Origin of the sequence: Actinomycetospora sp. CA-084318 (genome assembly GCF_050955885.1) — a bacterium.
Lineage (GTDB): Bacteria > Actinomycetota > Actinomycetes > Mycobacteriales > Pseudonocardiaceae > Actinomycetospora.
In genome coordinates this window covers 4,997,925-5,010,463 of record NZ_CP192098.1, presented here as the reverse complement: position 1 = coordinate 5,010,463, position 12,539 = coordinate 4,997,925, and the positions used below count along the sequence as shown (strand labels likewise).

The window sequence follows — 12,539 nt, the reverse complement described above, 5'->3', positions numbered from 1 at the left end:
AGGGACACGGGGATGAGACGAGAGGAAGCACAGTGACGGTTGACGTCCCCCACGCGTCCGGCGCGCGGGGTCCGGCCGCGGCCTACGACGACCTGATCGCGCCACGGCGCGTCCACGGATCCCTGTACACCTCGCCCGCGGTCTTCGCGGACGAGCTGGAGCGGATCTGGTACCGCACCTGGGTCTACGTCGGGCACGTCAGCGAGATCGCCTCGCCGAACGACTACGTGCGCAAGACCATCGGCCCGCAGGACGTCATCATGTCGCGCGGCGCCGACGGCGAGGTGCACCTGCTGCTCAACCGCTGTGCGCACCGCGGCAACCTGGTCTGCGAGGCGTCGTCCGGGAACTCCAGTTCCTTCCGGTGCCCGTACCACGGGTGGACCTACCGCAACGACGGCGACCTGCTCGGCTACCCCTTCCACCAGGGTTACGGCGGACGGCACAAGCTCGAGCTGGGCCTCGGGAAGGTTCCTCGGGTCGGGGTGTACCAGGGCTTCGTGTTCGGCAGCTTCGCCGAGGACGGGCCGAGCCTGCTGGAGCACCTGGGCGAGGCGAAGGGCGAGATCGACCGGCTCGTGCGGCTCTCACCCGAGGGCGAGATCGAGCTGACGGCCGGCTTCCTGCAGCACCGGGCCCGGGCCAACTGGAAGCTGCTCGCCGAGAACGAGACCGACGGCTACCACCCCCAGTTCGTGCACGCCTCGATCTTCAGCGTGGCCGAGAGCGGCATCGGCGCCCTCTACGGCGAGAAGTCGACGGCGGTCACGCGGGCCCTGGGCAACGGGCACAGCGAGAACGACCTGCGCCCGGAGTTCCGCCGGCTCGGCGTGCCGCTCGGGTGGTTCGGCACCACCGAGGAGAAGGTGCCGAACTACGCGGCGGCCATGCGCGAGCGCCACGGCCCCGCCGCCGAGGACATCCTCGTCGAGGGCGCGCCGCACGTCATGATCTTTCCGAACCTGTTCATCGCCGAGATCCAGCTCTTCGCCATCCAGCCGCTGGCTGCGGACCTGACGGTGCAGCACGTGACGGCCGTGCAGTTCACGGGCGCGCCTGAGATGAACAAGCGGATGCTGCAGCAGAGCATCGGGTCGGTGGGGCCGGCCGGGATGCTGCTCGCGGACGACACCGAGATGTACGAGCGCAACCAGGCGGGGCTCGCCGAGCTGCGCCCCGAGTGGCTCGACATCCGGCGCGGCGTGGACCGCGAGGAGGTCGACGAGCGCGGTCTCACGGTCGGCGCGGCCACCGACGAGACCGCGATGCGCGGGTTCTGGTCGCACTACAAGGACCTGATGACCGAGGAGCGGGGCCGGTGAGCCACGGGCGCACCGAGGTCGACCGGCCCGAGGCCGAGGACTTCCTCTACCGGGAGGCGCGGTTGGCCGACGAGCACCGCTACGACGAGTGGGAGGAGCTGTGGACCTCCGACGGTCTGTACTGGGTGCCGGCGAACGACGACGACGCCGACCGGATGACCCGGATCTCGGTCGTGCACGACAACCGCAACCGCATCGCGACGCGGATCGCGCAGTTCAAGACCGGGCGGCGGCACTCCCAGATCCCCCGCTCCCGCCTGCGGCGGGTCGTCTCCAACGTCGAGGTCCTCGGCCACACCGACGACGGCGACGTGGTCGTCGGCGCGAACTTCGTGCTCGTCGAGTCCCGCGAACGCGGGAAGGAACTGTGGGCCGGGCGCTACACCTACCACCTCCGCCGCGTCGGGGACGGGCTCGCGATGTCCTACAAGAAGGTCGCGCTGGTGGACAACGCGCGGCCCCTCGCGACCATGTCCTTCCTCGTCTGAGGGGGCGGGACGGATGCAGATTCCTCCCGACGTCGTCGGCAACGAGTTCGCCGAGGTCGCCGTCCGCGTCGACACCGAGGCCAACAGCCCCCGGCTCCGCCTCGAGGACCTGAAGACCGGCCGGGTGCGCTATCTCGACGCCCTCGAGCTCGAGACCCTGGTGTGGCTCCCCGACGGACATCTCGCCAAGCTCCTCGATCCGTCGGCCGACCGCTGGCGCGAGGACAACCCGTGATCCCCGCCGAACAGGCCCCCGTGCTCTACGACGTCGAACGGCGGGGTGAGGCGCGCATCGCGCGCCTCACCCTGAACCGACCGCACGCGCGGAACGCGATCACCGTGGAGCTGGCGGTCGCCCTGGGCGACCGGCTGGCCCGGGCCGCCGGCGAGGCGGACGTCGTCGTCGTCCGCGGCGCGGGCGGCCACTTCTGCGCGGGCGGCGACTTCGCGGAGGTCGCCCGGTTGCGGGAGCAGGGCAGCGAGGCGCTGCGGCCCCTCTTCGAGACCTTCATCGGGGCCTGCGAGTCCATCGCGACGCTCCCGGTCCCGGTCGTCGCGGCGGTCGAGGGCTACGCGATGGCCGGCGGCTTCGAGCTGATCCAGTCGGTCGACGTCGCGGTGGTCCGCTCCGACGCCGTCCTGGCCGACAACCACGCGAACTTCGGCATGATCCCCGGGGGCGGCGGCTCGCAGCGCCTGCCCCGGATCGTGGGCGTGCCCCGCGCCCTGGGGCACATCCTGCTGGGGGACCGGCTCTCGGGCGACGAGGCCGCACGGTGGGGTCTGGTCTACCGGTCGGCGCCCCCCGAGCGGTTCGAGGAGACCCTCGACCAGATCGTCGCGAACCTCGCCGGGAAGGACCGGAACGCGCTGGCCCGGATCAAGCACCTCGTGCGCGCCGGCCTGGACGCGCCGCTGGCCGAGGGCCTCGCCACCGAGGTCGAGGCGACGCTCGCCCACCTCGGCGGGGCGCAGGCCCACGCCGGCATCGACCGTTTCCTCGGGAGGGAGTCCTCGTGAAGCTCATCGAGAGCGGCATGGTCCTGCTCGACCTGGACGACGACGGGGTCGCGCACCTGCGGCTCAACCGTCCGGAGGCCGCCAACGGCATGAACGTGCCGTTCCTGCGGGCGCTCTACGACGCCGTCATGGTCGCCACCGGGCAGCGCGGTCTGCGGGCCCTGCTCCTGACCGGGGAGGGGTCCCACTTCTGCGCGGGCGGCGACGTCAAGACCTTCGCGGCGAAGGGCGAGGCCCTGCCCGACTACCTGCGCGAGGCCACCGCCTGGCTGCAGAACGTCGCGCAGGGACTGCTCGCCCTCCCCGTCCCGGTCATCACCGCGGTGCACGGCTTCGCGGCCGGCGGCGGGGGGCTCGGCCTGGTCTGCGCGTCGGACCTCGTCGTCGCCGCCGAGTCCGCCCGCTTCATGTCCGGGGCGGTGCGGGTGGGCATGGCCCCCGACGCGGGATCGTCGGCGACGCTCCCGCAGCTGGTCGGGGTGCGGAAGGCCATGGAGATCCTGTTGCTCAACCCCACGCTCACGGCCACCGAGGCCGCCGAGATCGGCCTGATCACCCGGGTCGTGCCGGACGACGAACTGCAGCGGACCGCGCTCGACATGGCCCGCACGGTCGCCGACGGGGCGCCACGGGCGCTGGGCGCGACCAAGCGTCTGGTCTGGTCGGGCCTCGGCCACCGGGTCGAGGCCCAGCTCCCCGAGGAGGCCCGCACGGTCTCCGAGCTGTCGGGGACCGCCGACGCCCGCGAGGGCCTGGCCGCGGTGCTCGAGCGGCGCCGTCCGACGTTCACCGGGACCTGAGCCCACTCCGGTCCCGTTCCGTCCACCACCACGAGGAGTTCGCACGTCATGGCAGGAGTCGAGGGTCGCGTCATCGCCGTCACCGGGGCGGGCAACGGTCTGGGCCGGCAGTACGCCCTGGTCCTGGCCGCGGCCGGCGCCCGCGTCGTCGTCAACGACCTCGGCGGAGCCCGCGACGGCAGCGGCGGGGGCTCGAGCGCCGCGGACGCCGTCGTCGAGGAGATCCGCGCGGCCGGCCACGAGGCGGTCGCGAACTACGAGAGCGTCGCCACCGAGGAGGGCGGCGCCGCGATCGTCCGGAGCGCCCTCGACGCCTTCGGTCGTATCGACGGCGTCGTCGCCAACGCCGGCATCCTGCGGGACAAGGCGTTCCACACGATGACCGCGCAGGACTGGGACGCCGTGCAGCAGGTCCACCTGGACGGCGGGTTCCACGTCCTGCGGGCCGCGTGGCCGCACTTCCGGGAGCAGCGGCACGGCCGGGTCGTGGTGGCGACCTCGACCTCCGGCATCTACGGCAACTTCGGCCAGGCGAACTACGGCGCGGCCAAGGGCGGACTGATCGGGCTGATCAACACCCTCGCGATCGAGGGCGCGCGGCACGGCATCCTCGCCAACGCCATCGCGCCGATGGCGGCCACCCGCATGACCGAGGACATCGCGCCGCCGGAGGTGCTCGCCGCCCTCGACCCCGCCCACGTGGCGCCGGTGGTCGGCCACCTGCTCACCGACGAGTGCACCGAGACCGGTGCGGTGCTCGTCGCCGGGGGCGGCCAGGTGCACCGCGTCCGACAGTTCCGGTCGAAGGGCGTGACGTTCGCCGAGGTCCCGACGATCGAGCAGGTCGGGGACCGGTGGGCGGACATCGTCGACCTCGACGGCGCGGTCCCCGGCACGAACCCCGTCGGATGACTCAGAGCTCGTCGAACTCGCCCGCGAGCGCCTGCTCGACGATGCGGAACTTCTGGACCTTCTGGGTCGGCGTCACCGGGAACTCGGACGCGACGAACCAGCGCTCCGGCAGCTTGTAGGGCGACAGGCGGGTGCGGCAGTGGGCCTCCAGGGTCGCCCGCAGATCGGCCGGTCGCTCACCCCGCACCCGGACGGCAGCTCCGACGATCTCGCCGCTGCGCTCGTCCGCCAGGCCGAAGACCGCGGCGTCGAGCACCGCCTCGTGCTCGACGAGGCAGGACTCGATCTCGGCGGGGGCGATGTTCTCGCCCTTGCGGATGATCAGATCCTTCAGGCGGCCGGTCAGGCGGACGTAGCCCCGGTCGTCCATCGCGCCGAGGTCGCCGGTGTGCAGGAAGCCGTCCCGGTCGACGGTGGCGGCGGTCGCGTCCGGGTCGTGCAGGTACTCGATCATCTGCTGGTAGCCGCGGGCGCAGATCTCGCCGGGTTCGCCGAGCCCGACGACCGCCCCGGTGTCCGGGTCGACGATGCGGACGTCGACCTGCGGCAGGGGACGGCCGACGGTCTCCAGCTGGTCGGCCCGCGTGTCACCGGGCCGCGTCGCGGTCAGCACCGGGGCGAGCTCGGTCTGACCGAACAGGTTGATCACGCTCGACCCGAAGACCCGCTCGGCGGCCTCGATCATCGAGGGCGGGACGTTCGCCGCGCCACCCATGACGGTGCGCAGCGTCGGGGCCGGCTCGTCGCCGGTCCGCTGGGCCTCGAGGAGGGCGCCGAGGACGGCCGGGACGTAGAACAGGACGGTCGCCGCCTCCCGTCGCATGAGGTCGAGGACCGGGCCCGGCGCGAACTGCTCGACGAGGATGGCCGTCCCGCCGATCCAGAGCGGCCCGAGCGTCCCGATCACGCACGACGCGGTGTGGAACATCGGCAACGGGTTCACGCACACCGCGCCGGCCTCGGCCCCGACGACGTCCAGGGTCAGCCGGGCGACGTTCACCAGGGACCGGTGTCGCAGCAGCACGCCCTTCGGCCGTCCGGTCGTCCCGGAGGTGTACTGGAGCATGACGGGCAGGTCGGGGTCGGTCGGGGCCGCGGCGACCACGCGCTCGTCCGCCACCTCCGCGCGCCACCGCCCGGTCTCGGCGAGACCGATCACCGTCAGCTTCGGGAACGTCCGGGCCATCTGCCCGGCCACCGCGGCCATGTCGTGGTCCCGACTGCGGTCGGCATGGAGCAGGACCCGGGCGCCGGAGTGGCGCAGCGCGTACTCGAGCTCCGGCTCGCGCAGGACGGGATTCAGGGCGACCAGGGTGACGCCGGCCAGGGCGGCGCCGTACTCGACGACGGGCCACTCCACGACGTTCGGAGCCCAGAGGGCCACGAGGTCGCCGGGACCGGCCAGGTCGGCGAGGGCGGTGGCCACCCGGAGGGCCTCCTCGCGCAGCTGCCCGTACGTCATCCGGACCGGTTCGCCGGTCCCGTGCCGGGTGCCGATCAGGGCGAGTCGGGCCGGATGCTCGGCGGCCCGCTCGAGGAGCAGCCCGCCCACGGTCCGCTCGACGAGCGGGATCGAGGTGTCGGCCGCGTGCTCGGCGCGGTTCCCGGGACTCACGACGACCTCCGGGTCCGTCGGAACGGGAGGTCCTTGCCCTCCTGGGGCTCCCGGGGCAGGCCGAGGACCCGCTCCCCGAGGATCGTGCGCTGGATCTGCTCGGTCCCGCCCGCGATCGACAGCGACGGGGCGTACAGCTCGCCGTAGGCCCACAGCTCGCCGCCATCGTGTCCGCGCTCCCACGCGACGGCGTCCGGTCCCGCGATCTCGAGGGCCAGGGCCGCGACCCGCTTGGCGACCCGCCCGGCCGCCAGCTTCCCGATCGAGGCCAGGGGTCCCGGGTCCTTCCCGACCCGGACCTCGCCGGCGATCCGCCGGGCGAACAGGTCGACCTGCTGCTGGGCGGCGTAGACCTCGCCGATCGCGCGGCGGACGCCGGGGTCGGCGGCGAGACCGCGGCGGCGGGCGAGGGCCACCACCGCCTCGACGGTGACCGGCGAGGCGATCGGGTTGTCCGCGAGTGCGACGCGTTCGTTCGCCAGCATGAGGGTGGCCGCCCGCCACCCACCGCCGACCTCGCCGACGACGGAGTCGCCGCCGAGGTGCACGTCGTCGAGGAAGACCTCGTTGAACTCGCTGTCCCCGGTCGCCTGCCGCAACGGGCGGGTCGTGACGCCGTCGGCCGCCATGTCCGCGACGAACATCGTGATGCCCTGGTGCTTGGGCCGGTCGGGATCCGTGCGCGCGAGGAGCAGACCGCGATCGCTGTGGTGCGCGTAGGTGGTCCACACCTTCTGACCGTTGACGACCCAGCCCGTCCCGTCGGGGACGGCGGCGGTCGCGAGGGAGGCCAGGTCGGACCCGGCGCCCGGCTCGGAGAACAGCTGGCACCAGACCTCGTCGGCCCGCAGCATCGGCGGGAGGTGGCGCCGTCGCTGCTCCTCGGTACCGAGGGTCAGCAGGACCGGGCCGCACATGCCGAACCCGATGGTGAACACGTCGGAGAACGTCTCGTAGCCGCGCGCCGCCTCGTCGAAGGCCCGTCGGGCGCCGGCGTCCAGGCCGAGGCCGCCGTACTCGGTCGGCCAGGTGATCCCGGCCAGGCCGGCGTCGTACAGCGCGCGCTGCTGCTCCCGGGCGGCGGCGACGTAGTCACCCGGGGCCCGCGAGCGGCTGGGCACCGCGTCCGGGCGCCGGCCGTGCTCGGCGAACCACGCGGCGGCGCGCTCGCGGAGGTCGGCCGGATCGAGGGTCGTCACGATGCCTCCTGCGCGGGGTCGGCGACGAGGCCCGCGGTCGTCGCGAGCCGGTCGGCGTGGGCGGCGACGTCCGCGAACAGCACCGCGGAGGCGCGCGCCCGCCGGAAGTAGAGGTGGGCGTCGTGCTCCCAGGTGTAGCCGATCCCGCCGTGCACGCGGATGGCGTCGCCGGTCACCGTGCGGAAGGCCTCGGAGCAGGTCAGGTGCGCCACGTGGGCCGCGGCGTCGAGGTCGGTGGCGGGAGCGGTCCCGGCGGCGGCGAGCGCGACGGCGTGCTGCTGCACGGTGCGGGCGAGCTCGACCTCCACGAGCATGTCGGCGAGCAGGTGCTTCACCGCCTGGAAGGACCCGACGGGTCGGCCGAACTGGACCCGGTCGCCGGCGTGGGCGGTGGACACCTCGAGCATGCGCTCGGCGCCACCGACCTGCTCGCAGGCCACGAGGACCGCGGCCAGCGCGGTCACCGCGTCGGACCAGCCGGGGTCGACGTCGAGCGTCCGCGCCCGGGCCCCGGTGAGCTCGACCCGGGCCTGGCCGCGGGTGAGGTCCATGGTCTCCAGCGCGGTGACGGTGACGCCGACCGCGGTCAGGTCCACCACCGCGCCCCGGTCCGCGGCCACGAGGACGAGCAGATCCGCGGCGTGCGCCTCGGGGACGTGGAGGAGTGTTCCCGTGACCGTCGCGTCGCGCAGGTCCCACCCCGCCGGTCCGTGACCCCCGGGGAGGTGCACCGCGGCGGTCCGCGTCCCCGCGGCCAGGTCCGGGACGAGGTCGTCCGCCACCGGACCCCCGGCCGCCTCGAGGGCCAGGGCCGCGAGCACGGTCGTCAGGAACGGCGAGGGGAGGTTCGCCCGCCCGATCTCCTCGAGGACCACCGCGAGTTCGAGGATCCCGAACCCGGAGCCTCCGCGGGACTCGGCGACGGCGAGGCCGGGCAGGCCCAGCTCGTCGCTCATCCGGCGCCAGAGCGCGTCGTCGTACCGGCCGGTCCCGAGCGTGGCCCGCACCGTCGCGCTGTCGGCCGACTTCTCGAGCAGGGCGCGGACCGCTGAGCGCAGCTCCTCGTGTTCCTCGGCGTACACGGTCATGGGCGTCTCCTGGCCGGGGTCAGACGCGGGCGCCGACGGGGAACCGGGCCGTGGCCTCGTCGACGACGAGCTTGGCGGTCTCGGCGCAGGCGGTGGTCCCGCCGTTGGCGTACTGCTTGACCGCGTCGCCGACGTTCCACAGGTTCGCGATCGGGGTGCCGTGCCCGATGTCGTGGCCGGCGACCGCGCGCTGCGGCGGCCAGTCGTCCCGCCAGACGGTCGTCGAGAGCACGCGGGCGCGCTCGAAGCCGGGGATGTGGTCGCGGAGGTCCTGGCGCAGGAGTTCGATCTCCTGCTCCTCGTCGAAGTCGCCCGTCGCCGGCTGGGGCACCGACGTCCCGTTGTAGAGGTTCCAGCCCTCGGGGGCCATCTCGGGGCAGGTCGCGGTGAAGTTGGCGACGTAGGCCATCCGCCGGGTCTTCGCGAAGCTCAGCATGCCGGGCGCCTCGACGAGGTCCTCCTGGCTGGCGAAGTTGAGCACGATCATCGAGCACGGCGTGGTGTCCACGGTCGAGACGTAGTCCGACGGCAGCCGGTCGCGACCCACCAGGTCGGCCGTGGCGGCCGGCCCGACGTCGCTGACGGCGAACCGGCACGACACCTCGACCTGCTCGCCGTCGCGGGCGACGACGGCGCCGGAGACCGAGCCGTCCTCGGCGAGCGTGACGCGGCGGACCTCGCTGTCCAGCCAGACCTCGCCGCCGTTGCCCTCGACGACGTCGGCCAGGGCGCGCCAGACGCCGATCGTCCCCTCGGGGCAGAAGCCGAACTTCTTGAAGGCGCTCCTGCGGGTGAAGTAGGTCAGGAACACCGTGGCCGGCAGTTCCTCCGAACTCACCGCGAAGATCGAGGCGCACATGTTCCGGAAGATGCCGTGCACGCTCTCGTTCGACGTGTAGCGGCGCAGCCACTCCGCCGTCGACAGCTGCGCGTCGGGCAGGCCGTCGTCGGTGCGGGCGGCCCCGAGGCCCTCGAGGACCTTCGCGCCCTGGCGGGTCAGCTTGCCGAGCAGGAATCCCCACCCGCCGCCGGTGACGTCCACGTCCTTGCCGCCGATGCGGTAGAGCAGGGACGTCTTCGGGCGGCGCACGTCGAACCGGGCGCCGACCTCGGCGAACGTCTCCTCGGTGATCCCGCCGAACTCGATGACGATGGCGCCGTTGTTCACGGCGAAGCCGTCGATGATCTCGGTCGAGGCGCGCCCGCCGACGCGATCCAGGCGCTCCACCACGAGGACGCGGTACCCCAGGTGGGAGAGCCGGGCGGCCGCGAACAGGCCGCCCGCGCCCGCCCCCACCACCAGGGCGTCGTAGTTCCTGTCGGGCTCAGCCACCGGACCTCCTCGTCATCGATCTTAATCTAGATTAGAACCGAGATTCGGATCGTGGCGCAAGGGTCGGGCGTCAGAGGAGGCGCTCCAGGTCCGCCGCGATGTCCTCGGGCGGCACGGGCGGCTCGTAGCGGCGGACGACCCGGCCGTCGCGGTCGACGAGGAACTTGGTGAAGTTCCACGCGACGTCGCCGGCGGCCTCGACGGGCTGGAGGCCGGAGATGGTCTCGTAGAAGCTGCCGTAGGCCGGGCCGAAGTCCCCGGGCGCCTCGGCGCGCAGGAAGGCGTAGAGCGGCGCGGCGTCGGGGCCGTTCACGTCGACCTTCGCGAGCACCGGGAACGTGACGTCGTAGCTGACGCGGCAGAACTCCTGGATCTCCGCGTCGGTGCCCGGCTCCTGACCCAGGAACTGGTTGCAGGGGAAGCCGAGGATGGTCAGTCCGCGGTCGGAGTAGGTGCGGTGGAGCTTCTCGAGGCCCTCGTACTGCGGGGTCAGGCCGCACTTGCTCGCGACGTTGACGATGAGCAGGACCCGGCCCGCGTACTGCCCGAGGGAGAGGGCGGCGCCGGTGTCGTCGGAGACGCTGAAGTCGTGGGTGGTGGTCACCGCTGCGAGTGTGCTCGTGCCGCGCTGACGGTGGGCGCCGACCCCGACGCTCCGTAGGATCGCCCGCGACACGTCCGGCGTCGAGGTCGCCGGCGTCCGAGGAAGGGGTGGCGTGCGCGGGGGCACCTCCAGCAACGCGATCGCGCGGGCACGACTGCTCGACCCGGACGCCGACGCGGCCGTCGACCGCCTCGCCCGCCTGGCGGCCTCCGTCACCGGCGCGACCTCGGGCGTCCTCTGGCTCGTCGAGGACGGACAGGTGGTGGTCCGCAGCCGGCAGGACGAGCACGGAGCGGTGCCCGGCGGCCGGTCGTCGGAGGAGTCGGTCGACCGGTCCCTCTGCGAGGCGGTCCTGGCCGCCGGCGACGCGGTGTGGTCCGAGGACACCGGTGACGCCGGCGGGCCCGTCGCGGCCGACGGCATCCGGGCGTGGGTCGGACTCCCGGTCCACGACCCGTCCGGGGGCGTCATCGGCGTGCTGGGCGCCCTCGACGTGGGCGCCCGGCCGTGAGCACGTCCCGCCACGCGGCCCTGTCACGGGGCGGGAGCGCCGCGAGCGCGGGTGCACCCGTGGCCGGCGCCCGCTACCGTGGCGGCCGAGGTCGACCGTCCGGCCCGAGTCCCTGGCCGGACGACCGAGGGAGCTGGACGGTGGCAGAACCCGCCGAGTGCACCTTGCTGGAGTTCCTCGACGGCCCGCAGACGGAGCCGCCGGCGGAGTGGGTCGCCGCCGCCACCGACCGCGACGGACCCGACTGTCGATCGGATCGGGCCGAGCAGGCTCTCGTCGTCCAGCACGACGCGGAGGCCACGGAGCGGCGCATCGAGGGCCTTCGTGCTCGTCCCGACGCGTCGTCGCGGGACGACGAGGTGGTCGCGGTCCTCGTCGCCGCCTTCAACGTCAGTCGGGCCCGGGCGTTCGAGTGCCTGATGTGGGTGAGCGAGGAGACCGGGACGCCTCTGCCGACCGTGTCCGAGCAGTTCATGGCCCGGGTCGAGGTCCTCGGGTCGAACGCGCACGATCGGGAGGCGCTCCTCGGGCTGCTGTCCAGGCTCGCGGGCGCCGTCAACTCCCCGGCCCGCTGAGTCGGGACCCGCACCTCACAGACGACGGGTTGCGTAACATCTGATCGCGTCCGTCCGATCAGTCGGAGGTCTGCGGGAGAACGGGGTGGGCGTGGCAGCAGAGAGTCCCGCGGGCGGCCCGGACCGGGCGTTCGTGGTCGTGGTCCACGATCCGGTCACCGACGAGGTGGACGCCTACGGCCCGACGGGGGAGTGGGACGCCCTGCTCGATGCCGAGCGTCGTCGTCGCGAGCTCGACGCCGAGGAGCTCGACGACGTGCACGTCCTGCTGGTCCCCCTCGCAGCGGGGGCGTCGCGGGCGTCGTCGGCCCGTCCCGCCCCCGTCGTCGTGGCCGAGCCCGACGGGTCGTGAGCTAGGAGCCGCCCTCGGCCGAGGCCTCCCCGATCGTCGGGCGTCCGGTCGGCGACGGGTCGCCGTCGTCGGAGAGGGCCGCGACGAGACGTCGGCGGACGACCCGCCCGACGACGAGTCCGAGGACCAGGGCGACCGCGAGTCCGACGTAGGAGAAGCGCTTGAGCCACTGCTCGGCGACGATGCCCAGGAAGTAGACCGCGGTCACCGTCCCGACGGTCCAAAGCAGGCCACCGAGGACGTTCGCCGCGAGGAACCGGCGGTAGGGCATCCGCAGGACGCCGGCGAGCGGTCCGGCGAAGATGCGCAGGATCGCGATGAAGCGTCCGACGACGACGGTGAGCATCCCCCAGCGGGCGAAGGCCCGTTCGGCCAGCGCGAGGTGGGTCGGTCCGAAGTGGCGGGGGAACCGGCGGGAGAGCAGGTCGAGCAGTCGGCGTCCGTAGCGGTGCCCGAGCCCGTAGCCGATCGAGTCCCCGACGACGGCCCCGACGAGCGCGGCGAGCGCGACCCAGACCGGCGAGATCGCCATCTCCGGCCGCGAGGACAGCAGTGCGGCGCCGACGAGGACGATCTCGCCCGGCAGCGGGACGCCGAGGCTCTCGACGCCGACGACCACCCCGACGACCACGTAGACCGCGAGCGGTGGCAGCGCCAGCCACTGGTCGACGTGCACGGTGTCCTCCCCGGTCCGGTGGCTCGTCCGACGACCATCGTGCC

15 protein-coding genes are annotated in these 12,539 nt (G+C 73.4%); 9 read left to right on the top strand and 6 right to left on the bottom strand.

Annotation, left to right across the window (positions count from 1 at the left end; translation table 11 throughout):
- The first annotated feature begins 32 nt into the window (after nt 1–32).
- From ACQPYX_RS24400 to ACQPYX_RS24375, 6 genes are read left to right on the top strand one after another with little or no spacing between them, the layout of a single operon-like run.
- Nucleotides 33–1,322: an aromatic ring-hydroxylating oxygenase subunit alpha gene (locus ACQPYX_RS24400; protein WP_433799850.1), complete on the top strand. Its 1,290-nt coding sequence runs from the start codon at nt 33–35 to the stop codon at nt 1,320–1,322.
- A complete protein-coding gene (locus tag ACQPYX_RS24395) occupies nt 1,319–1,810 on the top strand; it encodes an aromatic-ring-hydroxylating dioxygenase subunit beta (RefSeq protein WP_433799848.1) in 492 nt (163 codons plus the stop codon). The genes ACQPYX_RS24400 and ACQPYX_RS24395 overlap by 4 nt, the downstream gene beginning before the upstream one ends.
- A gap of 13 nt (nt 1,811–1,823) precedes the next feature.
- The gene (locus ACQPYX_RS24390) at nt 1,824–2,045 is read left to right on the top strand and encodes a hypothetical protein (protein WP_433799847.1); all 222 of its coding nucleotides are present in this window, start codon (nt 1,824–1,826) and stop codon (nt 2,043–2,045) included.
- A complete protein-coding gene (locus ACQPYX_RS24385; protein ID WP_433799846.1) occupies nt 2,042–2,830 on the top strand; it encodes an enoyl-CoA hydratase/isomerase family protein in 789 nt (262 codons plus the stop codon). Before ACQPYX_RS24390 ends, ACQPYX_RS24385 begins: the two co-directional genes overlap by 4 nt.
- On the top strand, nt 2,827–3,630 hold the full coding sequence (locus ACQPYX_RS24380; RefSeq protein ID WP_433799844.1) for an enoyl-CoA hydratase/isomerase family protein: 804 nt from the start codon (nt 2,827–2,829) through the stop codon (nt 3,628–3,630). Before ACQPYX_RS24385 ends, ACQPYX_RS24380 begins: the two co-directional genes overlap by 4 nt.
- A 48-nt stretch (nt 3,631–3,678) precedes the next feature.
- On the top strand, nt 3,679–4,542 hold the full coding sequence (locus ACQPYX_RS24375) for an SDR family NAD(P)-dependent oxidoreductase (RefSeq protein ID WP_433799843.1): 864 nt from the start codon (nt 3,679–3,681) through the stop codon (nt 4,540–4,542).
- Between the two features lies 1 nt (nt 4,543).
- Here the strand turns inward: ACQPYX_RS24375 and ACQPYX_RS24370 are convergent, their stop codons facing one another.
- The 5 genes from ACQPYX_RS24370 to ACQPYX_RS24350 all read right to left on the bottom strand — a co-directional run bounded on the left by ACQPYX_RS24370 (nt 4,544) and on the right by ACQPYX_RS24350 (nt 10,381).
- Nucleotides 4,544–6,157 carry a class I adenylate-forming enzyme family protein gene (locus tag ACQPYX_RS24370; RefSeq protein ID WP_433799842.1) on the bottom strand — a complete coding sequence of 538 codons (1,614 nt, stop codon included), beginning with the start codon at nt 6,155–6,157 and terminating at the stop codon, nt 4,544–4,546.
- The gene (locus tag ACQPYX_RS24365) at nt 6,154–7,356 is read right to left on the bottom strand and encodes an acyl-CoA dehydrogenase family protein (RefSeq protein WP_433799841.1); all 1,203 of its coding nucleotides are present in this window, start codon (nt 7,354–7,356) and stop codon (nt 6,154–6,156) included. Before ACQPYX_RS24365 ends, ACQPYX_RS24370 begins: the two co-directional genes overlap by 4 nt.
- Nucleotides 7,353–8,444, bottom strand: coding sequence for an acyl-CoA dehydrogenase family protein (locus tag ACQPYX_RS24360; protein ID WP_433799839.1), 1,092 nt, complete (start codon nt 8,442–8,444; stop codon nt 7,353–7,355). Before ACQPYX_RS24360 ends, ACQPYX_RS24365 begins: the two co-directional genes overlap by 4 nt.
- Nucleotides 8,445–8,463: 19 nt before the next feature.
- The gene (locus ACQPYX_RS24355; protein WP_433799838.1) at nt 8,464–9,777 is read right to left on the bottom strand and encodes a phytoene desaturase family protein; all 1,314 of its coding nucleotides are present in this window, start codon (nt 9,775–9,777) and stop codon (nt 8,464–8,466) included.
- A 70-nt stretch (nt 9,778–9,847) separates the two neighbouring features.
- Nucleotides 9,848–10,381 (bottom strand): glutathione peroxidase, encoded by a 534-nt coding sequence (locus tag ACQPYX_RS24350; protein ID WP_433799837.1) that lies wholly within the window; start codon nt 10,379–10,381, stop codon nt 9,848–9,850.
- 112 nt (nt 10,382–10,493) lie between these two features.
- Between ACQPYX_RS24350 and ACQPYX_RS24345 the strand changes: the two genes are divergently transcribed.
- The 3 genes from ACQPYX_RS24345 (at nt 10,494) to ACQPYX_RS24335 (ending at nt 11,819) form a co-directional block, all read left to right on the top strand.
- The gene (locus tag ACQPYX_RS24345; RefSeq protein WP_433799836.1) at nt 10,494–10,892 is read left to right on the top strand and encodes a GAF domain-containing protein; all 399 of its coding nucleotides are present in this window, start codon (nt 10,494–10,496) and stop codon (nt 10,890–10,892) included.
- 140 nt (nt 10,893–11,032) lie between these two features.
- The gene (locus tag ACQPYX_RS24340; RefSeq protein ID WP_433799835.1) at nt 11,033–11,467 is read left to right on the top strand and encodes a hypothetical protein; all 435 of its coding nucleotides are present in this window, start codon (nt 11,033–11,035) and stop codon (nt 11,465–11,467) included.
- A gap of 91 nt (nt 11,468–11,558) precedes the next feature.
- Nucleotides 11,559–11,819, top strand: a complete 261-nt coding sequence (locus tag ACQPYX_RS24335) for a hypothetical protein (RefSeq protein WP_433799834.1) — start codon at nt 11,559–11,561, stop codon at nt 11,817–11,819.
- 1 nt (nt 11,820) lies between these two features.
- Here the strand turns inward: ACQPYX_RS24335 and ACQPYX_RS24330 are convergent, their stop codons facing one another.
- Nucleotides 11,821–12,495 carry a DedA family protein gene (locus ACQPYX_RS24330; RefSeq protein WP_433799833.1) on the bottom strand — a complete coding sequence of 225 codons (675 nt, stop codon included), beginning with the start codon at nt 12,493–12,495 and terminating at the stop codon, nt 11,821–11,823.
- Nucleotides 12,496–12,539 lie beyond the last annotated feature (44 nt).

Coding starts and splice junctions, on each gene's coding strand:
- ACQPYX_RS24390 (WP_433799847.1), top strand. CDS start 1,824: ATGCAGATTCCTCCCGACGTCGTCGGCAACGAGTTCGCCGAGGTCGCC.
- ACQPYX_RS24375 (WP_433799843.1), top strand. CDS start 3,679: ATGGCAGGAGTCGAGGGTCGCGTCATCGCCGTCACCGGGGCGGGCAAC.
- ACQPYX_RS24360 (WP_433799839.1), bottom strand. CDS start 8,444: ATGACCGTGTACGCCGAGGAACACGAGGAGCTGCGCTCAGCGGTCCGC.